Origin of the sequence: Campylobacter sp. (assembly GCF_019423325.1) — a bacterium.
Lineage (GTDB): Bacteria > Campylobacterota > Campylobacteria > Campylobacterales > Campylobacteraceae > Campylobacter_B.
This window is the reverse complement of record NZ_JAHZBQ010000001.1, coordinates 620166-642519: the sequence shown is the minus strand read 5'-3', so window position 1 is coordinate 642519 and position 22354 is coordinate 620166. Positions and strand designations below refer to the sequence as shown.

Sequence of the window (22354 nt, the reverse complement as noted above, 5' to 3'; positions counted from 1 at the left end):
CCGCAACGTCCAAAGCCGCGCTGTTATAGCAATGTCAAGCGCGCCGCCGCAGCAGCAAAGCCGCAAGATAGCGCGTAAATTTAGAAAATTCAAAGGATAAAAATGAAAGAAATTTCAAAGCAAGATCTACTTCGCAAGGCGAAATTCCGCGGAGTTTTAGGTGCCGTGATTTTGCTAGGCATCGGCATAAGCGGCACGGTGGGCGTAAGCAGCATAGACGAGGACGCGGTCGCGATTTTTAGAGTTTTAGCGCTGCTAGCGACACTAGCGATATTTTACGACTGCTTCGTTTGCCTAGAAAAGGCGCTAGGCGTGCGCTTTGTTAAGACCTATAGGCTGATAGAAAGCATCCCGATCGTCGCGATTTTGTGCTACTGCGCCATGGTAGTAGCGCTAAAAGAGGGCGCGATGCTAGGTCTACTCTACACCCTGCTCTACGTCCTTTCGACGTGCGCAGCAGTGATAATCTGGGGCGTATTAAACTGCCGCCTAGCCACACTTAGCGGCGTGGATTTATTTAAAATCTACGGCATAGTGGTGTCCGTGACGTGGCCCTGCGAAGCGGTATCGGGCGCGCTAGCTAAAATAGGCGTAATCCTCGCGCTGCCGTATCTAATCGCAGCGTCGCTGGTAACGGCGTTTTCGGGGATTTTGCTAATCATAGCATGGATAAAATTCAACCCCGCAAGGTTATGCGGCGCGGAAAATTCTAGCGAGCTTGACGGTGCCAAGCTAAGCGCGGACGGCGAAAAACCGAGCATTTACAGCAAACTCGCCGCTTTTAAGAAATCGGACGCGGACGATGCGAAAAAGCCCGCTTCCAAGGCGAGCGCAGATACCGCAAAAATGCCTGCTTCCAAAGTGAGCGCAGATGATACGACCGCCGCAAGACGCCCGGGCAACCCCGGATTTAAATTCTAACTCTACTCGCAAGACGGAATTTCGCAAAATTTTTAAAATTTAAGGCGCAAAATTTATCGCGACGCGCGGCGCATCGGGCGGAAACGCGGAATTTTGATTTAATTTTATCCGCTACGAACGCGCAAAATTTAGGGCAAATCCAAGCCAAAATTCCAGCTGAAATTCTAAACTAAAATTCCGATCTAAATCCCTAATCCAGCTTATTTCTAAAAAGCGACGCCGCAAAGCTCAACGTGCCAAGCCCGATCAGCAGCAGCGGCACGATGAGATGCCACAGCTCGCCTAGGCCCGCGCCCTCCAGATAGATCCGCCACATGCAGTTGTTGGCATAATACATCGGATCGAGGTGCGCTATGTAGTAAAACCACCGCGGCATCGCGTCCGCAGGCGTTATCAGCCCGCTTATCATAATGCACGGCAGCAGGAACAAAAACGAGCTCACGACCGATTGCAGCGAGGTTTTGCAAACGGTCGAGATCACGAGGCCGATGCCTACGTTGCAGGCGCTAAAGATCGCGATGATCGCAAAAAGATCCGCAAAGCGCCCTCGAAACGGAATTTCAAAGTAAAATACGCAGATCAAAAACAGCGCGAGCCCCTGCGCGATCGCAATCAGCACGGGCGGCGTCGCCTTGCCGATTAGCATCTCAAGCGGGTTTGCGGGCGTCATCAGCATCATATCGAAGCTCCCCTCCTCGCGCTCGCGAGAGACGCTAAACGCCGATAGCATCAGCACCTGAATCATCGAAAGCCCCAAAATCATCCCCGTCATGATCGTATAGCGCGTGATCGTGTTTTCGTTAAAAACATAGCGCGGATTTATGCTGATTAAATTAACAAAATGCTGCGAGTTGTATTCCCCCACTATGGCCTGCACAAAGCCGATGACGGTGTTTGCCAAGGTCGTATTGCGCGAATCCGCGATGATCAAAAGCTCGTGCGTGTCCTTAAAATCACTGCCGAAATAGATCCCGATGATCGCTTCGCCCTCGCTTACGGCGCGGCGTAGGCAGACTAGGTCTTTGCAGCCAAGATCTGTCTTAAACATCGGCGTAGCGGCGATGCTCTGTACCAGCGCGGTGGACGTCGCATCGCGGGCATCGTCCAAAATCGCGTAGCGCACCTGCTCGGGGGTGAAATTCGCGCCGTAGCCGAATATGATCGCCTGCACCAGCACCGGCACGATCAGCACCATGCGCGTGCCCTTGTCGCGAAACATCGCCAAAAATTCCTTTTTTATCAGCGCGCGAATTCGAAGCAGGGATTTTCGCAGAGCGTTCATCGCGCACTCCTTTCAAATTTAGCGGCGCCTTTAAATTTAACGCCATTTTCAAATTTAGCGGCGCGAGCTCGCGGCACGGAATTTAAAGCAAAATTTAAACGCACCGCGGACGCGGGTTTAAATTTGCGCAGCTCGGGCGTAAATTTTAAAATTCCAAACCGATTGCGCAGCGGTTCGGGCGTAAATTTTAAAATTTTAAATTCATTGCGCGGCACCTCGGGTTTAAATTTTAAAAACCACGCCGCCGTTTGCGAGCCAAAACAGCTCGCACCGAGAAATTTTAAAAATTTTATCGCATGCCTATTCAGAGCATAAAATTTCATTCTTTGCACTCCCCGTGAAAGCGAAGCGTTCGTCGCTTGCCCTACTTCATAGTGCGAAATTTTACCGCTTGCGGCTCGAATCAAAGCGGGGTACTTATGCAAGCAAACGGCGTAAATTTCGCTACGCCACGCTTCGTAGTTACGCCGTGTAACCGCGCTGCAAAGCTGCATCGTAAAGCGCGATTTAAAATTTAAAAGCGTGCCCGCGAGGTCAAATTTGCTAAGCTTTTCTGCGCGCCCTACTTCGTAGCCGTGCCGTGCAGCTGCGCCATAAAGTCGCACTATGCGGCACCGCATAAAATTCAAATATCCGCCCGCATGATTAAACTTAACCGCGCGCCGTTTTTCTGCTATGTCGCATCCGTGCCACGCTTCGGCTTTATCTGCTCTCGGCAAAATACGACGCGGAGCACGTAGCGGCTCGCAAACAAGCTTTAAAATTTTAAATCCACGCTGCGATATAAAATTTTGCGCTGTGTCCGCAAGACGCGCCGAAGTGCGCGTAAACTTTAAAATTCCAAACCGATTGCGCAGCGGTTCGGGCGTAAATTTTAAAATTTTAAATTCATTGCGCGGTGGCGCGGGTGTTAAATTTAAAAACCCCGTCGTCGTCGTCCGCAAGCCAAAGCTTCTCGCGGCGGTAAATTTTAAAATTTCAGATCTACGCCCTGCCGCCTGTTTATGTGAGCCAAAATGCCTCGCGTTAAGAAATTTTAAAATTTCAAATCTACGCTCCGCCGCCCGCAAGCCAAAGCTCCTCGCGTCTAGAAATTCTAAAAATTTCATCGCGTCCTCTCTTTTGGCGGCGTGAAATTCCGCCATCGATGCCTTGGGCGAAAGCGAAACGTTAATTGCGTCGATTTTTGCGGCACGAAATTTCTCCGCACAAGCGTAAAGCAAAAATAAAAATTTCATCGTGCGCCCCTTTTTACGCTAAGTACGCACAAGCTGAAAAACAAAACCGCTCCGAGCGCCTGAATGGCGAGGTTTACCCACAGCGTCGCGCTCTGTCCGCCCGATAGGAAGCAGATGCGAAAGGACTCGACTGCGTATGTAGGCGGTAGCAGGTGCCCGATGAAGTTGACCGCCGCGGGCAGTCCGCGCAGATCAAATATCATGCCGCTAAGCAGCGTCACGGGCATATAGCCGATGACGATGGCGTATTCCTGCGCTAGGAATTGATTTTTGCAGATCGCCGAGATCAGCATGCCTAGGCAGGTCATCTCCAGCACGAAGACGCACAGCGTCGCCAGCAGCATCGCCACGCTACCGCGGATCGGGATACCTAAAAGCGTCTGCCCGTAAACGAGCGTCATCGCGCCGCCCAAAAGCGCTAGGAAATAATACGCGCCGACCTTGGCAGTGACGATCTCAAGCGCGCTTGCGTTGGAGTTGTAAAGCGAGGCGATCGTGCCGCGGTCCCATTCGCGCGAGATCACGACCGCGACCATAAATAGGCAGATGAGCCCCAAAATCCCCACGTACTCGGCGGATACGAGATACCACGTCGATTCGTTGGCTTCGTTGAACCAGCTGCGATAATTCACGCTGACGGGTCTTGCGGCAGCGTTTAAATTTGCGTTCAAAAAGCCGTAATCTTGCGCCAAAACCTGCTCGATCACGCCTGCTACGTAAACATAGCTAAGAAGCGCGAGCTGCGACTGCGTGGCGTTTTGGATAAGGAAAATCTCGGCGCCGTCTTTATTCGAGCCGCTCGCGCCGCCTGCACCGCCCGCGCCGCCGCCGTTATTTGCAGCGCCGCCTGCGCTGCGAGCGCCGTTAGCGGAAGGGTTTGCATTGATGCCGCCGCCCGTATTTCCGATATCGCCTGCGCCGTCGATAAAACCAGCATTCGTATCGCCCACCCCGCCGATTAAATTTACGCCGCCTTGATCTACGCCTATGTCGCTTGCGCTGTCGCCGGAATCTACTCCACTGCCGCCGCCAAAAGAATTTGCGTTGTCGCCCGCTTCCGCGCCGTTGCGGTGCGAAATATCTCCGCTTGCGCTTGCGCCGCCCGCGGAGGTGTTTATGCCGCTTTTCATGCCGGTGTCCGCGCCTCTGTCCTCAAGCGGACGGACATTTTCGCCGCCGCTAGTATTTCGGATATCGCTTGCGCCGCCCGCGAAGGAGCTTTCGTCGATAGATAGGTTTAAATTTACGCCGCCGCCCGCGCCGCCGAGTCCGCCCAAAGTGCTTTGAAATTTCGCCGCAAAGCGCGGATCAAAATACAAAATACTCTCGATCTCGTGCGCCTTAAAATCTCTCCTCGCGCTCTCTAAGTCCGTGTAAACGCGGGTTTGTAGGTATTTTGAGCCCAAAAATCCGCCGAGTAGATCCCGCTCGATTTTGGAACCCAGATCGCTTACGAAGCCCACCTTGACGGGCTTTATGTCCATTCGCATCGCGTATCCGTAGATCACGACCAAAATTAGCGGCATCAAAAACGCGATCACGAGCGCCGATCGGTCCTTTGCGATCTGCGCAAACTCCTTTTTTACGAGGATTTTTAAAAAGGTAAAATTCATCCACCCTGCCCCTGTGCTCGGATTTTGCGACACTGCGCCGCTCGCGACGAGCCCCCGAATTTTGATCGCACAAATTCGGCGACCGTCGCGCTTTGAAATTTTAGCCGCGGGGTCGCATTCGGCGGGCTTTGGAATTTCAATCGCAAAAGTGCGGCAACCGAGATTTGAAATTTTAACGGCACAGACAGACCGCCCGCGCCCATTTCGCTCATCGCGCCCTGAAATTTTAATCGCGCGAGCACATACGGCGGGCTTTGAAATTTTAAGCGGTTGCGCGGCACGGTCTCGCTGCGGAATTTCTGACGTAAAAGCTCCGTAGCGGTGCTAAATTCGTGATGAAATTTTTGCATTAGGGCTTTAAATTTACAAGCTACTCGCAGACTGACCGCCATTTTAAATTTGCGATCTGTTTGCAGAGCGGTCGCCCTTTTAAATTTATAATCCGTTTGCGAGCCGCTCGCACTTTGAAATTTACGGCGCAGACGAAGCGGGCTCGCTTCGGCGCGGAGCTCGCGCAGTACCCATCTACTAAATCCGCGCCGCGTCCCGCCGCGCGACATTCGGTTCAGAACTTCGGCGCCGCGCAAAATTTTACGATCGTTTAAAATTCCTACACTCTTTAAAATTTCGCAACCTTTCAAAATTTTATTATCGATCCAAAATTTGCCGCCGTTTAAAATTCCGCCGCTTGGAATTTTACCGACATTAAGAGCCAAGCCGCTCAAAATCCAGCCGCCATTTAAAATTTCATCGCCCCGCATGACCCTTTCGCCGCTTAGAATTTTATCGCGCGGGCGCGCAGCTTTTCGCCCCGCCCGCATAAAATTTGGATCAAAAATCCTAGCCGCTCGCGTAAAATTTAGATCAAAAGCTCTCATCGCCCGCCTCGCTTCTAAATTTTTGCACCTCGTTTATGAAGGCCTGCTGCACGCTAAGCCGCCGCCCGTCCTGCACGCAGACCTCGTCGGGGCTGCCCAGCGCTAGGATTTTGCCGCGATCTTGGATCAAAAACCGATCGCAATACTCCGCCTCCTCCATAAAATGCGTCGTCACGACCACGCTCACGCCGGTGCGCGCCAGCGCATTTATGCGGTTCCAAAAGAGCCTGCGCGAGAGCGGATCGGCACCGCTGGTGGCCTCGTCGAGAAACAAAATCTCGGGGCGATGGATGAGCGCGCACGCCATCGAAAGGTTGCGCCCCGCGCCGAACGGCAGGTTCTGCCACGTCTCATTTCGCAGCCGCTGCAAGCCAAACTCGCTCAAAAGCTCCTCTATGCGCCGCTTCAGCGCCATGCCGCCGATGCCGTAGCTGCGGCCGAAATATTCTAAATTTTGATAGCAGCTTAGCTTTTTGTAAAGCGAAAATTTCTGCGAAACGTAGCCTATGCGCGATCTGATCGCCGATTTGGCGTAGCGCAGATCCTCGCCCATGACCGAGATCTCGCCCCCGCTCATCTCCAAAAGCGCGCAAATCATGCGAAAGGTCGTCGTCTTGCCCGCGCCGTTTGGACCCAGAAGACCGAAAATCTCGCCCTTTTTGACCTCGAAACTCGTATTTTCTACGGCGGTGAATGAGCCGAATTTTTTACTCACGTCGCGCACTTTGATGATGGTTTGAGCCGCATCGAAGCTCTTTTTTTCGTAGCTGAAGTTTGCCGCGCCGATCTCTGCTTTGTTTAAAAAAATATACGCATCCTCTAGGCTCGCCTCTCGTGGGCTCAGTTTAAATTTAGCGTTTTCGTTTTCGTTAAATTTGGCATCTCCGCTTTTACTAAATTTAGCGCCCTCGCTTTCGTTTGAAATTTTAAAATTTTCGCCGCGCCCGTTTTCGGGATCCGTGCCTTTGTCGCCCACATTTTCGCGCTCTGTATTTTCACTATCATCGCTTAGGCTGGCGTTTAAAAACTCCTGCAGATCGCGCAGGCTTATCGGCTCATCGCTTAGCAGATCGACGCTGCCGTCTCTGGGGCAGATGTCGATGAGCGGGGAGTTTTTTAAAAATCTTTGCGTCTTAAACATCAAGCAGCGCGCCAGGCTCTGATAATCCTCGCTGCATATGCGAAAGGTGCGGTCCCGCAGCGCCGCGGTGATCTTTGCGGCAGGGCTCTGCGCTATGATCTTGCCGCCGAGTAAGATCAGCGTCAGATCGGCATCCGCCGCCTCGTCGAAATACGCCGTCGAAAATATGCATTTTGCGCCGCTTTGATCCAGATACTCACGCACGATCGCCCACAACTCCCTGCGTGAGAGCGGATCGACGCCGACGGTAGGCTCATCGAGCACCAAAAGCCGCGGACGAGCTGCGATAGCGCACGCAACGCCAAGCTTTTGTTTCATTCCGCCGGAGAGCGAATCCACGGCGTAATCTTTAAAGCTCAAAAGCCCCACGCGACGCAAAAGCCCGCGCAGATACTCCGCGCCGCTTTTTAGTTCAAGCCCTTTTAGGCCTGCGAAGATATTTAAATTTTGCCAGACGCTAAGCTCCTCGTAAAGCCCCAGGCTCTGCGACATATAGCCGTTTGCGCGGACGAATTCTTTATTTTCGCCGCTAGGGGTGAAACCTGCGAATTTTATCTCGCCGCAATCGGGCGCGATGATGCCGCAGATGAGCTTTAAAAGCGTGGATTTGCCCGCGCCGTCGGGGCCCGTGAGGCTGATGAGCCGCGGCGCGTCGCCGATTCTCAAATCAAAATTTTCAAAAACGACGTTTTTGCTGCGATCCTCTCGCAGATAAAATTTCTTTAAATTTACGATATTTAGTAGATCCAAGCTTAGCTCCAAATTTTATTTACTCGCCCCGTCGCTTGGCGCGACGAACGAGACCTACGCACGCCGAAAAGGTGCTCTTTATCGCAACGCCTTGCTTCTGCAGCCGCAAAGACGTCTTGGTTTTGCGGCCGCTATGACATCTTAGTTTTGTGACAGCCGCGGCATCTCGGTTCTACAACCGCCGCGCGATTTAAATTTCGCAACGAGCGATGAAAACTATCCGCGCATAAAACGTCGCGTTCCCAAACATTGAGCGGCCCGTGAAGTATCCGCGATAAATTTGCTTCAAAACGCAAACGAAAGCGAGTTTTCAGACGCCTGGCGACCTGTGAGCGCCGAGCTCTCTATCTGCGCCGCGCCTTTCGAGGTGAAATTTACCACCACCATGTCTTTTGGCGAAATTTTACCTAGTCCCAGCTTTCCTTAGCATGGTACCGACTTCAACTACCGCGCCCTTTGGGGTAAAATTTCACTTCCGCCCGCAACCTGCATTTAATCACGCCGCTTGTTTCGTAGTGAATTTTACTACCGTCCACGCTCGGTTCAATCACCGTTCGTTTATCGCAAAACGCCTGCTCAAAACAAAACCCGATCCCGCTCTACCGCCCAGTTTTTACCTTGTCGCCGTCGTGCCACAAATTTTAAAATTTCACCCGCACTGCTTTGCAGCAAAATTTCGCCGAAATTTTACTCGCCGCGCTGCAGAATTCCGATCTTTTATCCAAAGCCGCCGCCTGCTCGCACAAAACCCGCGCGATAAAATTTACGCCGCCTTTGTACGGCTTCGTTATAAGCGTGCAGCATTTTATCGCCGCCGAGACGATGTATTTTAGGAGCGGCTCAATTTCATCGCCCTACTCTCTGCTGAACAAGCGCCGTTTAAATTTTACCTCAAAGCGCGCTTTTAAAATTTCATCAGGCCCACGCCGTACGCACGGCTCGCGCGATATTACGTAAAATTTACCGCTCGGCAAGCTTGGCTATCCAAATTTCGCCTGCAAGCGCCGCAAAAATAACTCGTAAATTCCGCGCCGTAGCAACTTGAACCATTTAAATTTTACTCGCCGTCTACGAGCGGAGCTCTCTTAAATTTCACTTGCCGCAGCGTTAGAATTTTCGCGCATCAAAGCGCGGCAGGCTCATACCGCATAAAATTTTATCGCTAGCGGAGAGCTATAAATTCCGACTCGCCGTTCTGAATGGCTCTAGACAATCGCCGCGATAAAATTTAGTTCACGGTAACTTGCGAGCTGTTTGTGTGATAAACGATAAATGCTGCTCGCCCGTTAAAAATCCACGCTGATCGGCTGCCCTAAGCGAAAGCTACCGTCATCGTCGCTGAAATCGGCGCGCGCCTCCCACACGAGATCGGCGCGCAGCTCCTCGGTCTGCACCGTGCGTGGCGTGTACATCGCGGTTTGGCTCACGTAGGCGACCTTTGCACTCGCGCTAGAGCCGTCCGCCGCGATGATCCGCACGCTCTGCCCGGCACGCAGGAAGCGGAGCTGATTTTCGCTTAGATAAAATTTCGCGCGCTTGTTTTTTACTTCGCTAAGCTCAAAAACGCCCACGCTGGGTATGCTGATGTCGCCGAGCTCTTTAAGGCGCGCTCTGATCTGCCCGCTAAATGGCGCTTTTAGCACGCTTTGCGTCTCGATTTGGTAGTTCAGATATTTCAAATTTTCCTCGCAGCTTGTCAAATTTGCGCGGGCGGCGCCGACATCCTCGCTGCGGTAGCCGCTTTGAAGCTGGCGCAGATTAGCCTGCGCGCTTTGCAGCTGGGCTTGCGTGCGCTTCATAGAATAAAACGCCTCGTCGATCTGCTGCTTGGATGCGGAGTTGGTTTTACCTAGGCTTTTTAGGCGCTCGTTCGTCAAAGTAGCGAGCTGTAGGGCGTTTTGCAGCGCGCTTACGTTCGCCGCCGCCATCTCGATCTCCTCGCTACGAAAGCCGCTTTGCAGCTTTTGCAAGCTAAATTTAAGCCCGTCGCATCTCGCGATCTGAACCTGTCTTTGAAAACTCAGATCCGCCGTATCCAGAGCCGCCAAGACGTCGCCAGCCTGCACGAAATCGCCCTCGTCGCGATAAAGCGCGCTAATGCGGCCGCTGCGCTCGAAGCTAAGCGAGCTCTGCCTGATATCGATGATGCCGTAGGCCTTGTGCGTGACCTCTTCGCGCCTATCGAGATTGAAGTAGATCGCCGCGGCGAGAGCGGCCAGCGCAAAAATGACGAAAATTAGAAGCCTTTTCATAGATCGCCTTAAATTTTGATATGCGGTTATTATAAAATAACTTTTCTAATGCGGCGCTGATATTTGAAGTTCGGGCGATGATTTTATAAATCGATCGCATTAAATTTGCCGTATTGAATTGACCGCCGCGCGAGCAGAATTGAAGCTTGGGCGGATAAAATTTAGCCTATCTACGCGATTTTAAGCGGTACGGCTTGTAAAACACAGCGACTTTTTGAATTAAAAATTTTAAAATTTTGACGAGGGAGCCCCGCTCGGAAGCAGAGCGTGAAATTTTAACGTGCGGGCGATATATAGGTGCCGCGAGCGTAATTTTGACGCGTAAGTAAAATTTTAATATGAGATTAGAATTTTAATGCGCAGGTGCTACACTGGCGCTGTGGGCGGAAATTATAGTGCATAAACAAAACATCGCAAATTAAATTTTTGCTATGTTTATAGTAATCTACGCGGCAAGTTGGAATTTACAGCCTCCGCTAGCAATAAAATTTACGCGATATGAGCTGGCGGCGCTTGGATGCGGTGAAAATTCTAACAGCGCAACGAGTAAAATTTAAGAGGGCGCCGCTTTCAAGCAAAGCGTGGAATTTAATGGGGAAATTTAACGAGCTTTAGGCTCGATGAGCCCAAATCTCGCTCGGTCGCGCAAAAGTTGAAATATTTAAAACTCGCCTTTAACCGCGGCGATCCATTTATCAGCCCTCGCCTGCCAGTGCTCGTCGCCCTTAAAATCGATCGTAAGACCTACGAATTTGCCGTTTATGAAGGCGCGCGAATGTTTAAATTTATAGCCCTCCGCGCCCCAATCGCCGATGAGATTGGCTTTTTTAAGCACCGGCAAAAACGCGCTCATGCCGCTGCAAAAATCGCTGCCGTGGCGCTCGACGTTGCCAACGCCTATGAGCGCGACCTTGCGTCCGTCAAAATCAGTTTTGTTTAAAAGCTCCAATTTGTCGTCAAATTTGGCCTGGATCTGTCCGTCGCCGTGCGTCGAAGCCGCAAAAATAAACGCGCTAGCGCCCGCCAAATCCTCCTCATTTAGCTCTTTGGCCTCCTTGATCTCAAAGCCGAGCTTTGAAGCGATGTATTCGCTCACGACCTTCGTATCGCCGCCTTTGGTGGCGTAAACTAATAGTTTTTTCATTTTCTCTCCTTAAAAATAAGAATGATTCTAACAAAATAAGATAAATTTTGAGTGAAATAAAAATTTTATAAGGCGTCCAGATACGGCACAATGCCTCGTATCCAGCTAATTTTAAGCGGCAGCGAGCCGGTAAATTTTAACGCCGCCGCTTTAACCGCTCGTATAAAAATCCATAGTATAATGCCGCCCGTAGCTCATTATAAAGGAGAAAACATGAAGAATTTCACATTATGTTTGATCGCAGCGATCGCGCTTTGTGGTTGCGCGACCCCGCAGGATCGATATGGTGGAGATGTTTATGACGCGAGCGAGACGAACCGCATGAGGCAAAGCGATCAGATCGAGATCATCGACGTCCTGCCCGCCAAAATAAACGTAGAGCGCTCCGAGGGCAATACGGGTAAAATTTTAGGCGGCGTCGCAGGCGGAACCACGGGCGCTATCATCGGGCATAAGCTCGGCAAACATAGCAGCAGCAAGCGCTTAGCCGAAACCGTAGGACTCATAGGCGGCGCAGCAGTGGGCGCAGTCGCCGGAGATGCGATCCAAAACTCCCAAAAGACGGTGCAAGGCTCCAACATCATCTATAAATTTAAAGGCAAGGAGTACTCATCGGTGCAAGCCGACCCGCCGTGTAGATTTAGGCGCGGCAAGGCCAAACTGATCCACATCGGCAACGAAACGCGGGTGCAGCCGAACTCGGGATGTTAATAGAACTCGATATGCTAAATTTAAGGTCGCCCAAAGCTTGCGATGAAATTTTAAAATTTCATCGCGACGTTTTGAATTTTACCGCGACGCTTAAAATTTCATAGCGGCATTTAAAAATTTAGAAGCAGCGTTTTGAATTCCAAAGCGGCGCGGCTTTTGAAAACGGTGCCGCTAAAATTTACGGGCGATCGAAATTTTAACTCTGCGAAATTTTAAGAGCCCGCTAAAATATTTTAATATATAATCGCCGCTTAAAAACAGGGAGCGGCGATGAAAAAAATCTATCTTAAAATTTGGCTACTTGCGTTTATAGCGGCATTTGCAGCGATCCCTGCTGCGGCAGCGGAAGGCTTGGATTATTTATTAAAAACCAAAGAGGAAAAAGATTTAGCGATCTCTTGCGATAGCGGCAATGGAAAATACAGCGCATGCACGAAACTCGTCGAAATTTTATCCAAAAAGTGCGACGGCGGAGATTATGAAAGCTGTGGATCGCTCGGCATAGCGCTTTTCGACTCCAATAGATATGAAGACTCCGCCTCCGCTTATAAAAAAGCCTGTGAGGCCGGCGTAGTAACCTACTGCTATATGCTAAGTGCGACCGAAATACACTATGGCGGAGATGTAAATTTGGTAATTAAATATCTTGGTAAGACATGTGAAGCAGCAAATAGCCTGTTTAAAAACGAAGCGTGCAAGATAAAAGAGGAATTGGAAAAATGTCTAAATGACAGCGAGTGCAATCCTATAAAAAAAGCAAGAATTTTGTTAAAAAGCGTAAGATGATGTTGTTTAAAAAGCCGCTTTATATATCAAAATTTTAAATAGGAGAGAAAATGCAGAAAATTAAATTTATAATTCTAGCTTTGATATTTTCAATATGCTCTAGTATGGCAAGACCAATGGATTCGAGCTTTTTCAAAACTTGGGAAGAAAAAGAGCTAAATTTAGAGTGCGATAGCGGCGATGGAAAATACAGCGCATGCACGAAACTAGTCGAAATTTTATCCAAAAAGTGCGACGGCGGAGATTATGAAAGCTGCGGATCGCTCGGCGCGGTGCTTTTGGTTACAATGGGTAGATATAAGGATTCCGTTTCAGCATTAAAGAAAGCTTGCGAGGCAGACATGATGTATTATTGCTTTTTGCTAGCAGGGAATGAAATATTTTACGGCGGAAATATACATAGGGCTATCGGTTACTTTGACAAGGTTTGTTACGGAAAAAACAGCGACAAGAAGGATTTTTCCTGCAAAATAAAGGAGCAATTAGAAATTTGCCTAAGCGATAGCGAGTGCAATCCTTTAAGAAAAGCGATGAGTATACTTGTACCGAAATAAAAATTTTAACAACGCGATAAATTTCATCCTTATAGCTGATGCACTTCGCAAAAAAAAGCAAGAATAAAGCCGCTAGAATATTACCGCCCGCTTCTATCGTTTCGCTGCCATAAAATTTTACTCCGTCTCCAAAACCTCTCTCGCGTATTTCATCCCCAAATCATACGCCTTTTCATTTAGCGCACGGGTTTTTTCAGGCACAGAGCGGAGCATTTGCTCTTTTACTAGCCCTGAGTCCATACAGCGACTAAGCTCTACTGCGATCGCTAGAGCCACGACACTTTGAGTGATGACATTTCCAACTTCGTATTTTGCGATAGTAATGATTGGAATTTCATAAATTTTAAAGCTTGCCCTATCCTCATCGCTCGGTGCTACTAAATTCGGCTCGATTACGATCACGCCGTCTTTTTTCACGCCATTTTTGAAAGCATCGTAGCTACTCTGCGCCGTTGCGAGCATGAAATCGATCTCGCCATCGCTCGCGTAAGGATATAGAATTTCTTCATCGCTTAAGATAATATCCACTTTCGTAGGTCCGCCGCGTACCTGAGAGGTATACGTAGATGCCTTGATTCCATAGCCGCCGTGCGCGATCTTTGCCGCAGCTAGAATTTCGCCTGCTAAAATCACGCCTTGACCGCCCACTCCCACAAATCTTAATTGATTCATCTTAGTCCTTCAAAATTTATCGCTTCGCCGCTTTGTGCCGCGTCTATCACCTTTTGATACGCCTTTGTGTATTCGGTGTGCTCATTATCTTCGTGCAAAACCCCAATCGGAAATAGCCCCGCTCGCTCATCCTCGCTAAGAGCGTCAAATTTTGCTTTAGAAATCGTTCGCGAATCAAGCCACTTTAGCATTTGCACCGCCTCGCTCATTTTATTTTTACGACCCAAATTTACGTGGCAGTTGCTAAAAATATCAAAAAAACTATAACCCTCGTGCTCAAAGCCCTTGGCTAGAAGTCGCTCGATTTTTTCGGGATTTGTCACGCTCTCGCGTCCGACAAAAGTTGCTCCAGCGGCAATCGCAAGTTTTGCCGCATCAAAGCTGGGATCGACATTGCCGTATTGTGCCGTAACCGTCCAAAATCCGCGCGGCGTCGTAGGGCTCGTCTGCGAGTTCGTAAGCCCGTAGATGAAATTGTTTACTAAAATATGATTTAGATCGATATTGCGGCGGCATCCATGGATCGTGTGATTGCCCCCTATCGCAAGCCCGTCGCCATCGCCAGTAACTACGATTACGTGTTTGCCTGGATTTGCGAGCTTGATACCCGTAGCATAAGCTATCGCACGCCCGTGCGTCGTATGGACGGTATTGCAGTCTATGTAACTAGACATCCTACCGCTACAGCCGATACCGCTTACCACGCACACATCGTCCATGCTCCAGCCTACGCGGTCAATTGCGCGGATGATCGCTTTTAAGATCACTCCGTCGCCGCAGCCCCAGCACCAAAGCGTAGGCATCTTGTCCGTTCTTAGATATTTATCGTAATCAAACGCCATTTAAAGCTCCTTTACTTTCTCGATAATCTCGCTAGGGCTGATCGGTCTGCCGTTTGCCTTAAGAAGCGTCTTAAAATCATCTCTCAAACAAGCGCGCTGCACCTCTAGCAGATACTGCCCTAAATTTAGCTCGGCGATCAAAATTTTATTAAATCTCTCCCCTAGCTCCCTTAGCTTGCGCGCTGGGCTTGGCCACAGCGTGATCGGGCGAAAAAGTCCCACACGCACGCCTTGCCCACGTAGCTTTAAAATCGCGTCTTTTGCGGCTAGACTAACGCTGCCGTAGGCGATGATGCAAGCATCAGCGTCATCTAGCATAAATTCCTCGTATTGCACGATCTCATCTTCATGCGCCGAAATTTTATTAAAAAGCCTTTTTATAGAGCGATCCACGATCTGCTCGTTTTCAGTCGGAAAGCCCTTCGCACCGTGATGCAGCCCCGTTATGTGATAGTGATATCCTCTAAAAAAGGGATTTAGCACCGCAGCCTTATCGGGCGCAGCATCGTAAGGCTCATAATCTTTCGGACTACCTTTAAATTCCGCCCTGCGCTCGATTTTTAGATCCGAAATTTCAGGGAGCACCGCCTTTGCTTGCATATGCCCAAGCGTCTCATCAAGTAGCAAAAATACCGGCGTCATAAACCGCTCGGCTATATTGAAGGCACGCACGGTTTGCGTGTAAGCCTCCTTTAGCGAGCCCGGACACAGCACGATGCTTTGAAAATCGCCGTGAGTGGGGTTGCGAGCTTGCAAAATATCGCCCTGTGCCACTCGCGTAGGAAGCCCGGTGCTAGGACCTCCGCGCATAACATTTACGATTAAAAGCGGAATTTCAGCGATGAAGCCAAGTCCAATCTGCTCTGATTTTAGCGAAATTCCAGGACCGGAGCTTGCCGTCATCGCCTTTGCACCGCTCATAGACGCGCCTAAAGCTACAGAAATGCCCGAAATTTCATCCTCCATCTGGATAAATTTACCTCCGACTTTAGGTAGCAAGCGACTCATCTCGTGCGCGATCTCGCTGCTCGGCGTGATCGGGTAGCCGCCAAAAAAATTACAGCCGCAATCAATCGCCGCACGCGCAATTAAGGCGTTGCCTGTGGAAATTACCTCTCTCATTATGCGTCCTTGGGTTTCATAAAATTATTGTTTTTGATCTTTTCTGCCATCTCTCTAGCCTGCGAGCTTAGACGAGCGAATTTAAAGCCTTTGGGCGCAACGAAAATCGCAAAATCAGGGCAGTGCAACTCGCACTCCCTACAGCCGATACAGGCGCCCTCATCCACCACGTCGATCATCATGCCCTGCACGGCGCCCTCGTCCTGTCTCATCGCGATCGCGCCGCTAGGACAGACGCTTACGCAGATATTGCACGCCTTACAGCGGCTCTCATCCGTCCAAACGGCGCGCTGGCTCTCGTTTTCGCTCATATTTTCTCCTTAATTTATCAAAATCCGCACTAAATACCGCCTCGCGATTTAAAATTTGAAATTTTGCGGCGCAAGCCTGCTTTGATCGCATTAAAGTCCTCTCGTTTTTAAATTTTGCAGAGTTTAAATTTTAAAATTTTGTGGCTTTTAAAAATTTTACGTCACGCAAAATTCTGCGCCAAAGTAAAATTTTAATCTACGAAATTTCACAGCAGGCGAAATTGCGCAAATTTTAAAATTCCGCAGCGAATGAAATTTTACGCTACACAATTCCGCGAGCTTAAATTTCTTACCAAAGTGAAATTTGATGCTGCAAATTCTATCGCAAGAATTCTGCGCTTTAAAATTTTAGCTCTGTAAATTCCGCATCGCGTCGAATTCGCTCTATATCCACTAAAACTTTAGCTCCGCTATCCGCTCACGCATCCGTTCAAGCTGCGCGTAAAACTCGCCCGAGTAGGCGAAATTTCTCTCTATCGCGCCCATTTTGCCGACGCTTACGAAGCGCCCCAAAGGCACTCCGGATCTATCCGCGACGCAGCAGGCGAGCGTGCCGCAGGTATCAAAAAGGATGTATTTTATGATCTTTACTATCCCCGCAGCGGGCGCCAAATACGCCGACGTGCCCAGTAGCTCGCCGATCTGCGCGCCGGCGCGTTTAGTGTTTTGCACCGCGCGACCAAAAATTTCATCAGAAATTTCAAATCCCAGCTCATTTTTAAGCGCGATCATCTCTTCGCTATGCGGGCCCACGATCGCGCTTCTCATCGATGAAATTTCCTTGCCGCTCGCTCGCGCGAGTTCAAATTTAAGCCGCGCGCCGTCTAGCTCGCCCGCCATGCCGATGACGCGCTCCTTTGCAAACCCGCTAGCCTGCAGCGCCGCATATACCATCATATCAAGCGGATTGGTAACGACGACGATAATGGAGCTAGGCGCGTATTTTGCGGCATCTCGCGCGCATTGTGCGACGATGGCGGCGTTGCTGCCAAACAGTTCCTCCCTGCTCTGCCCCGCCTTTCTTGCATGCCCCGCCGTGATCACGACGATGCCTGCCTCCGCTATGTCGCCGGGCTCCGTGCTGCCGCTTATGCGCAGGTCGCGCTCATAAACCGCCGCCGTATGGGCAAGATCTAAAGCCTTGCCGCGCGCGATCCGCTCTACAGCATCCACAAGCACGATGCTATCTATCTTTTGGCTCAAAGCATCGCTTACGATAAGATCGTTCGCTACCACTGCGCCGATGTTTCCGGCGCCGAATATCGCTATTTTCATTGTTATCTCCCAAATATCGGCCCGCATTTTTATAACTGCGGGGGTTAAATTTTAAAATTTAAAGACGAAATCTCGTTTTAAAATTTAAGCCGAAACGGCCTTAAATTTTACCTCTGCGCTTTTACGTTGCGCTCGTGCTCTGCTTGCGTGCGCGCAAAATCGTGAAGCCCCGTTTTTTTATTTCGCATAAAATACAGATACTCGCTCTTTGCAGGCGCGAAAACGGCGCGTATCGCATCGCGAGAGACCACGCACACGGGCTCTTTGGGAAGTCCGTCGTTGAGGTAGGTATTGTAGTGGCTGGTGTCGGTGCGGATGCGCTGCGGAGTGATCTTGACGTGCGAAAACTCGCCGTAATTCAGCGTGCCGTCCATCTGAAGGCGCATATTTTTGGCTAAGCGATTGTCGATGACGGAGGCTACGAGCGGCATTTCATCGGCGTTTGCGGCCTCTTTTTGAATGACCGAAGCCTTGATCAGCACCTGCTTCCACGCCGTGGCGTTATAGTCGCCGCTAAGCTCGCGCGACAATCCTTCGTGGAATTTTTGCGCGCTTGAGATGAGGTGGTCGATGATATTTTTTTCGCTTTCGTTTTTGCTAATTTTGTAGGTTTCAGGCACCAGAAAGCCCTCGTAAAACGGCGCTGTGGCGTTGTATTCGCGCTCAAGCTCGCTAAAGCTTAGCCCGCGATCTTTCGCCAGCTGTTTTAAAAACACGATCGTAGTCTCGCCCGGGATCAGCTTGATCTCGTTCATCACGGGTTTTGCGACACTTAATTCATATAAAAACTGATATTTGGGCAAATTTTCGCCGCTAAGCTCCAGCTCGCCGGTTTTTGCGCCGCCGTAAAAAGAAAGCAGCCTCGCGTCAAATTTCGTAAATTTTGGATAGCTCTTTGAGAGTTCGGATAAAATTTTCGTTGAGCTACCCTGACCTATCTGCACGGTTGTCGCGTTGCCGACGCGCTCGTGCAGATCAAAGCCCACGGCCAAAAGTAAAATAGCCGCAAGCTCGATACAAATGCACGCCGCTTTGATGAGCTTTATAAAGAATTTCATGCATTCCTTTCAAAATTTAGCTGAAATTATAGGCAAATAAGCCAAAATTTTGAATAAATTTCATATTATAAGCGCAGTTTTTCGGCACGCCCGCTTTGATTTTGGGGCGGAGTTTTTTGATGAGGCGATGATGTTTAGAACTTTGGCTAGATTTTTTTTGTGCATAACCATACTTTTTATAATCTGTGCGGTAGGCCTAAAACACGGTATTGCGATTTCGCAGCTGGACGTGGGCTTTGCAAAGCTCGAGGGGTTTTATCTCAAGCTAAATAAAAGCCTCGTGCTGCGCATCAAAAATCTTGAAATTACGCAAAATAATACACAAAATTTAGAGCAAAATTCCACCGATCTGCGCACGCAAAGCGAAAAAATTTTAGAATTTAGCAAAAAAATCTCGCTAATTAACTCCTTTTTCGAAGAGATCGACGTGCAAAATTTAAAGATCAAAGGCGAAAGCCTAAAGCTAAAATACAAAAGCGACGTTTTTTACGCCGATACGCGGTTTTTTAGGCTAAGCTCAAAGATCACGCCTGGCTCAAACGGACTTAGCTTTGATCCGATCGAGCTTGAGCTAAATGATTTTAATCTCACTCTGCACGGCACGGCGCGAGCAAATTTCAGAGCCGATACGTATGATTTTAACGGTACCTTCGCTTCGCACGAGATCGCGGGCGAGCTTGACGTGCACAATATCGGCTCGGAGCTAAATATCGAGATAAACCGCGCCTCGGCCTTGAGTCTGAAAAATTTTATGAATGAGCTGGGCGCACTTACGGGGCTAAATCCTCTTGCGAACGAGTGGATCTACGGCAAGGCGGTCGCGCAAAACTACTACATCGAGAATCTGCACGCCAAAATCGATCTGAAAGATCCGCGCCCGATCGCCGAAAACGTTAGCGCCACGGCTTACGCGCAGGATCTTACGATAAAATTTCAACCGCAAATCGAAGCCGTAACGGTGAAAGATGCAAACATCACGCTCAAAAACGATTATCTAAGCTTCACGCTGAACGAGCCTAAATTTAAAGGCAAAAGCCTGGAGGGAAGCGGCGTGCGTATCGGCGGGCTTTTTGAAGAGAGGCCGGTCGTGTATCTGGATCTGCGGACCAAGGAGAGTTTGGGCAAGGACCTTATAGCGATCCTGCAAAGCTACGGCATAGATGAGCCCGTATATCCGCTTGGCGGCGGGATCGATGCGCGCGTGCTGATAGACGTAGACGTCGAAAAGGAAAGCGCCAAGGTGGATGCGAACGTGACGCTAAAAGACGCCGATCTGATGATCTCCAAAGCGAAATTTCACTCCAAAGCCGCGCGGGTGCATATCACAGAAAAAAAGATCGATATCAAAGACGCAAATCTGCAAAATGAAATTTTTAACGCCACTGCAAGCGGCAGTATCGATATCGCCACGCGCAAAGCTAAATTTAACGGCGTTATTCATAGCTTCAATCTCTCCCCGAACGGCAAAGAAATTTTAAAATTTGGTGACGCGCGAGATAATATAAGCCTTGATTTTAGCGGCAAAGCGCCAGTGCTGAGCTCGCAATTTTTAGGCGCGAAGATGAGCTTCGGCGAGCGGATCGAGATCAGCTCGCCCGATATTAGCGGAATTTTGCCCTTTTCTAAGACGCTTAAAAACGCGGGCATTAGCGGCGGAGATCTTAAAATTTTAACCAGCGATTTTACAAACTTAGATATCAGCAGCAGCAATCTCATCTTTGATTTCGGTCTGCTGAACAAGGACGGAAGCCATTATAAAAACGACTCTTTCGCGCTTCGAGTGCGCGGCGGCGATCTGGAAGGCTCTAGCGGAAGCGGTAAAATTTCTCTCAAAATCAACAAAGGCGGCAACTTCGTCTCTTTAAAAGACGTGGACGTCGCGATCAATACGAGCGTGCAAACCAGCGAGTTTAATAGCGGCACAAAGGAGCGCTCGCCGATAAATTTCAGCGGGCAAAATTCTGCGATCGTGCTATCCGATCTTAATAAGACGCTTAAATTTACGCACTTTAACGGCGTGCTGGACGGTAAAAATATGAATTTAAACGCAAATTTTAAGCGCGGCGACGTGAAGTTGATCTTTAAAAAGAGCTTGCTTCAAATTTTTGCGCAAAACATCAGCGGCGAGGCGCTTAATCAATTTCTGGGCTCGCAGAGCTTCGACGGAGGGGTCTTTACGCTAAAAGCAAGCGGCATCGATCCGCGCAACTACCGCGGCGAGATCAACGTGCAAAACACCTATCTGAAGGACTACATCATCTATCAAAGGCTGCTTAGCTTTATAAACTCCGTGCCGTCGCTACTTACTTTTAAGACGCCCGATTTCAACGATCGCGGCTTTAGCGTGCAGAAGGGCAAAATTTACTTTCGCCGCAGCGGCGATAAAATTTACATAAACGCGATGAGCTTTACCGGCAGTAGCGCCGACATCGCCGGCAACGGCGAAGTGGATATGAAAAGCGGCGCGCTGAATATCGATCTGGAGCTTAAATACCTCAAAGACGCAAGCTCGATAATCTCAAAAATCCCGCTGCTAAATCATATCATCTTGGGCGAAAACAACACGATCTCCACGATCATCGAGATTCGCGGCACGACGAAAAAGCCCACCTATTCGACCGGCGTTGCGACCGACGTGCTAAAAACGCCGTATAATCTCATCAAAAACACGCTGATGCTGCCTTTCGTGATCTTCGGCGACAGCGAGGAGAGCAAATGAAATTCCCGCTCGATTATAAGGATAGCTTTGAAAAATCGCTGCTGTTTTGGCTCGTAAAATTCGTGCGCTACAAGCTAAGCGCGCTATCGAATAAGGAACTGAAAAACGACGCGCTGTTTCGCCGCGCGAGCCTGGCTCTAAATCACGAGGTAGCAAGTATCGGCGAACTCGAGCGGCTCGCAAAAGATGCGCGAAATGCGGGACTTACCGGCATCAATACCTATTTTAACCCGCTTAAAAAATTTTACGAAGCGATCATGCAGTACGGTCTTGAGAGCATGAAAAATATCGACGAGGAGCTTTTGAGCGAAATTTTAGCTTCCATTACGGGTGGACTGAGCGATGCGAGCAAAAAAAATTACCGAATCGCGCTGATAAATTTTTTCGGCTTCATCGACCGCCAAAACGAGCAGGACGGCACCTCACATAACTTCGGCATCGAGCTTAAGCACTGGGGCGGTATTAGCGGCAGCCGCGGCACGAAGCTTCCGGAGTTTATGAGCGAGGAGGAGCTGAAGCGGTTTTTGGACGCGATAAATTTAAGCGAGTTTCCCTCCTTTGCTCATCGCAACCGCCTAATCGTAAAAATAATCGTCTATACGGGTATCCGCGTGGGCGAAGCGATAAATCTCAAGCGCAAAGATATCGCGCCCGAGGGCGATCTTTTCGTAATCCGAATCCGCGGCAAGGGCAATAAATACCGCATCGTAATGATCAAGCGCCACCTAATTGAGGAGCATCTAAATGCGCTGGAGACGAACTTTGCAAACAAAGAGGGCTATCTTTTCGTCACCAAAAACGGCGCGCCGCTTACCCAAGCCTACGTCAGCGGCATCGTGGAGAAAATTTTAATGAGCGCGGGCATCCGCAAGGAAAAAAACGGCGCTCACATGCTGCGCCACACTTTCGCGACGATGCTTTACAAAAAGCAAAAAGACCTCGTGCTCGTCCAAGAAGCCCTCGGTCACGCGAGCCTAAACACTTCGCGCATCTACACCCACTTCGACAGCGACAAACTACGCCTTGCGGCAAAGGTCGCGGAGGAATTCGAGGAGTGAAATTTTAAAATTTGAGGTAGCGAGAGG

The 22354-nt window shown here is 49.6% G+C and carries 20 protein-coding genes; 7 read left to right on the top strand and 13 right to left on the bottom strand.

The genetic code is table 11. From position 1 onward, the window contains the following. The first annotated feature begins 102 nt into the window (after nucleotides 1-102). Nucleotides 103-921, top strand: a complete 819-nt coding sequence (locus QZ367_RS02950; RefSeq protein WP_291937145.1) for a hypothetical protein — start codon at nucleotides 103-105, stop codon at nucleotides 919-921. 190 nt (nucleotides 922-1111) lie between these two features. On the opposite strand, the gene QZ367_RS02945 is transcribed toward QZ367_RS02950, so the two are convergent. The 5 genes from QZ367_RS02945 to QZ367_RS02925 are packed head-to-tail and all read right to left on the bottom strand — an operon-like array spanning nucleotide 1112 to nucleotide 7823. Beyond that, nucleotides 1112-2203 (bottom strand): ABC transporter permease, encoded by a 1092-nt coding sequence (locus QZ367_RS02945; protein ID WP_291937142.1) that lies wholly within the window; start codon nucleotides 2201-2203, stop codon nucleotides 1112-1114. Further along, entirely contained in the window at nucleotides 2200-3441 is a 1242-nt protein-coding gene (locus QZ367_RS02940; protein WP_291937140.1) for a hypothetical protein, read from the bottom strand. Before QZ367_RS02940 ends, QZ367_RS02945 begins: the two co-directional genes overlap by 4 nt. Then, a complete protein-coding gene (locus QZ367_RS02935; RefSeq protein ID WP_291937137.1) occupies nucleotides 3438-5054 on the bottom strand; it encodes an ABC transporter permease in 1617 nt (538 codons plus the stop codon). The genes QZ367_RS02940 and QZ367_RS02935 overlap by 4 nt, the downstream gene beginning before the upstream one ends. Further along, nucleotides 5051-5932, bottom strand: a complete 882-nt coding sequence (locus tag QZ367_RS02930) for a hypothetical protein (protein ID WP_291937135.1) — start codon at nucleotides 5930-5932, stop codon at nucleotides 5051-5053. The genes QZ367_RS02935 and QZ367_RS02930 overlap by 4 nt, the downstream gene beginning before the upstream one ends. Then, entirely contained in the window at nucleotides 5919-7823 is a 1905-nt protein-coding gene (locus QZ367_RS02925) for an ATP-binding cassette domain-containing protein (protein ID WP_291937133.1), read from the bottom strand. Before QZ367_RS02925 ends, QZ367_RS02930 begins: the two co-directional genes overlap by 14 nt. 663 nt (nucleotides 7824-8486) lie before the next feature. On the opposite strand from QZ367_RS02925, the gene QZ367_RS02920 reads away from it, so the two are divergent. Continuing rightward, nucleotides 8487-8780, top strand: coding sequence for a hypothetical protein (locus QZ367_RS02920; protein WP_291937131.1), 294 nt, complete (start codon nucleotides 8487-8489; stop codon nucleotides 8778-8780). 329 nt (nucleotides 8781-9109) lie between these two features. Here the strand turns inward: QZ367_RS02920 and QZ367_RS02915 are convergent, their stop codons facing one another. Continuing rightward, nucleotides 9110-10075: an HlyD family efflux transporter periplasmic adaptor subunit gene (locus tag QZ367_RS02915; RefSeq protein ID WP_291937129.1), complete on the bottom strand. Its 966-nt coding sequence runs from the start codon at nucleotides 10073-10075 to the stop codon at nucleotides 9110-9112. Nucleotides 10076-10736: 661 nt separating this feature from the next. Next, complete coding sequence (locus QZ367_RS02910; RefSeq protein WP_291937127.1) at nucleotides 10737-11219, bottom strand: flavodoxin domain-containing protein; 483 nt, start codon at nucleotides 11217-11219, stop codon at nucleotides 10737-10739. A gap of 213 nt (nucleotides 11220-11432) precedes the next feature. On the opposite strand from QZ367_RS02910, the gene QZ367_RS02905 reads away from it, so the two are divergent. The 3 genes from QZ367_RS02905 to QZ367_RS02895 all read left to right on the top strand — a co-directional run bounded on the left by QZ367_RS02905 (nucleotide 11433) and on the right by QZ367_RS02895 (nucleotide 13270). Further along, entirely contained in the window at nucleotides 11433-11930 is a 498-nt protein-coding gene (locus QZ367_RS02905) for a hypothetical protein (protein WP_291937125.1), read from the top strand. Nucleotides 11931-12200: 270 nt separating this feature from the next. Further along, nucleotides 12201-12716 (top strand): hypothetical protein, encoded by a 516-nt coding sequence (locus QZ367_RS02900; protein ID WP_291937123.1) that lies wholly within the window; start codon nucleotides 12201-12203, stop codon nucleotides 12714-12716. A 50-nt stretch (nucleotides 12717-12766) separates the two neighbouring features. Beyond that, nucleotides 12767-13270: a hypothetical protein gene (locus QZ367_RS02895; RefSeq protein WP_291937121.1), complete on the top strand. Its 504-nt coding sequence runs from the start codon at nucleotides 12767-12769 to the stop codon at nucleotides 13268-13270. A gap of 117 nt (nucleotides 13271-13387) precedes the next feature. Here the strand turns inward: QZ367_RS02895 and QZ367_RS02890 are convergent, their stop codons facing one another. The 6 genes from QZ367_RS02890 to mltG all read right to left on the bottom strand — a co-directional run bounded on the left by QZ367_RS02890 (nucleotide 13388) and on the right by mltG (nucleotide 18550). Continuing rightward, nucleotides 13388-13942: a 2-oxoacid:acceptor oxidoreductase family protein gene (locus QZ367_RS02890; protein WP_291937119.1), complete on the bottom strand. Its 555-nt coding sequence runs from the start codon at nucleotides 13940-13942 to the stop codon at nucleotides 13388-13390. Beyond that, nucleotides 13939-14784: a 2-oxoglutarate ferredoxin oxidoreductase subunit beta gene (locus tag QZ367_RS02885; RefSeq protein ID WP_291937117.1), complete on the bottom strand. Its 846-nt coding sequence runs from the start codon at nucleotides 14782-14784 to the stop codon at nucleotides 13939-13941. Before QZ367_RS02885 ends, QZ367_RS02890 begins: the two co-directional genes overlap by 4 nt. Then, the gene (locus QZ367_RS02880) at nucleotides 14785-15906 is read right to left on the bottom strand and encodes a 2-oxoglutarate synthase subunit alpha (RefSeq protein WP_291937115.1); all 1122 of its coding nucleotides are present in this window, start codon (nucleotides 15904-15906) and stop codon (nucleotides 14785-14787) included. Beyond that, nucleotides 15906-16217, bottom strand: a complete 312-nt coding sequence (locus QZ367_RS02875) for a 4Fe-4S binding protein (protein ID WP_177388316.1) — start codon at nucleotides 16215-16217, stop codon at nucleotides 15906-15908. Before QZ367_RS02875 ends, QZ367_RS02880 begins: the two co-directional genes overlap by 1 nt. A 393-nt stretch (nucleotides 16218-16610) precedes the next feature. After that, nucleotides 16611-17492 carry a hypothetical protein gene (locus QZ367_RS02870; RefSeq protein ID WP_291937111.1) on the bottom strand — a complete coding sequence of 294 codons (882 nt, stop codon included), beginning with the start codon at nucleotides 17490-17492 and terminating at the stop codon, nucleotides 16611-16613. A 107-nt stretch (nucleotides 17493-17599) separates the two neighbouring features. Then, nucleotides 17600-18550, bottom strand: coding sequence for an endolytic transglycosylase MltG (mltG, locus tag QZ367_RS02865; RefSeq protein WP_291937108.1), 951 nt, complete (start codon nucleotides 18548-18550; stop codon nucleotides 17600-17602). Nucleotides 18551-18599: 49 nt separating this feature from the next. On the opposite strand from mltG, the gene QZ367_RS02860 reads away from it, so the two are divergent. After that, complete coding sequence (locus tag QZ367_RS02860; RefSeq protein WP_291937105.1) at nucleotides 18600-21269, top strand: AsmA-like C-terminal domain-containing protein; 2670 nt, start codon at nucleotides 18600-18602, stop codon at nucleotides 21267-21269. Then, a complete protein-coding gene (locus QZ367_RS02855; protein WP_291937101.1) occupies nucleotides 21266-22327 on the top strand; it encodes a tyrosine-type recombinase/integrase in 1062 nt (353 codons plus the stop codon). The genes QZ367_RS02860 and QZ367_RS02855 overlap by 4 nt, the downstream gene beginning before the upstream one ends. Nucleotides 22328-22354: the final 27 nt, after the last annotated feature.